The sequence below is a fragment of the uncultured Thiodictyon sp. genome (assembly GCF_903828115.1).
Lineage (GTDB): Bacteria > Pseudomonadota > Gammaproteobacteria > Chromatiales > Chromatiaceae > Thiodictyon.
Genome location: NZ_CAIKKU010000295.1, coordinates 1 through 1764, shown reverse-complemented (window position 1 = coordinate 1764; position 1764 = coordinate 1). Strand labels below are relative to the sequence as shown.

Below are 1764 nucleotides of genomic sequence, written 5' to 3'. Positions count from 1 at the left end.
GGACGCGCGGGACCCCCAAAAGGTCCAAGCGCGCCCGCCCCCCGTCCCCGCCTCCGCGGGTTCGCAGATCGCTGGCTCGGTGCGGTATCCGTGCCGTCCAACCCCTGGTGGCTCACTGGCAGAGGCGTCTCGGTCACAGGCATGCCTCCATGACGGTCAGTGGGAAGACACCGGCGCCCGACTCAGATCTGAGGGTCTGGATGGCCAACCCCTTTTCCCGGGTCGCCGGCGGCTTCCCCAATCGGTTCAGGCGAAGGCGCGATTCACCTCGAAGTCCGTGCCATCGCGCAAAATGTAGTAACAGGCGCGCGCCAGTTTGTGGGCCACTGCCTTGATGGCCACCACGCCGTTGCGCTTGACCAGCTTGCGCTGATAGTAGCGTTTGACCACCGGACTATAGCGCACGGCGAAGTTGGCCGCTTCCACGTAGGCCCAGGCGAGGTATTTGTTGCCGTTCTTGGTGTTGCCCTCGCCCTTGCGCTTGCCGTTGGACAGGCGGGTGCTGCCGACGCAGCGGCAGTAGGAGGCGTAGCGGCCGACGGAGGCGAAGCGCGCCACCGGCCCGGTTTCCAGCAGGATCGTCAATCCCAGGACTTGGCCGATCCCGCTTACGCTGAGCAGGTGCCGATAGGCCGGCTGCAACCGTACCCGCGCGCAGGCTTGCTGCTCCAGCAAGTCGATGGCGGCTTCCTGGGCACGCATGACCAGCAGGTTGCTCTGCACCGCCAGCGCTTGATTCGGGTCCGGCAGCAGCCGTGTCACGGCCTCCGGCGTCAGACGCTTGACCGCGTTGGCGTTCAACGACTGCCCCCGGTTGCGGGCCAGCAGGTTCTCCACCGACAAGAGGTTAGCCGTGTGCTGTTGCACCAATCGACTGCGCCGCCGCAGCAGATCACGCACTGCCCGTTCCTCCTTGGGGTAGATGTATCCTTCCGGCAGCAGCCCCAGCCGCAGCAGCTTCGCTAGCCAGCGCGCGTCCGAATCGTCGTCGCTGTACTTCATCCCGCTGTATTGTATGATGGCCGCCGTGTTCGCCAGATGCACGCGGTACCCGGCCTCCATCAGGGCGTCCACCAACCAGTACCAGTTGTAGGTCGATTCCACCACCAGCCCCGTGATGGCCTCCTGGTATGGCTCCAGGGCCTCCAGCACCAAGCCCGCGTCGTTGGATAGTCGCTTGCGATACACGACCTGATCGGCATCGTCCGTCAGTGCTATCACATTGTTGTTGGAATGTAGGTCGATTCCGCCGTAAAGTTTCACCGTCGACTCCTCCCGCCGGGTCTCCGGCGCAGGTGGTTTTCCCTACCTACACTGTAGGCCAGCGGGTGGGGTCGGCTAGATGATTCTCAGAAGAGTAAAGGGAGTAAAGGGGTCAGTACCGAATGGCACTGACTTAAGCCGCGACCTATAAATCAGGAGCTTACGGCCATATTGACAAGCAGTCACTTGAGTGCAGACAGCATTTTCCGCGGTGTTACCTGGCACCGGCCCCGTCCGCAGCCGTTTTTCCCTGGCTTATCTAAATCACAACCGTCTGTTTTTCCAAGGTGGGTGCCTTAAGTCAGTGCCATTCGGGTCAGTACCCCAGCCCTTTTAAGGTGCCAGCAAGATGATGTAATATAAAGATCTCTACAGCATCACCCGCGAGCCCGACCGACCATGTTTGGCGAAATCCTCCAGAAATTTGCCGAGAAGAGCCCCGCCACCGTCATGGTGCGCGCCCTGCTGGAGCAGTTGCTCAACCCCGAAAAACTGGACCGG

Annotated in this window: 1 protein-coding gene; it reads right to left on the bottom strand. The window is 61.8% G+C overall.

The genetic code is table 11. The features are described 5' to 3' along the window. Positions 1-246: 246 nt before the first annotated feature. Positions 247-1263, bottom strand: coding sequence for an IS110 family transposase (locus tag QZY48_RS10905; protein WP_295430887.1), 1017 nt, complete (start codon positions 1261-1263; stop codon positions 247-249). Between the last annotated feature and the right edge of the window lie 501 nt (positions 1264-1764).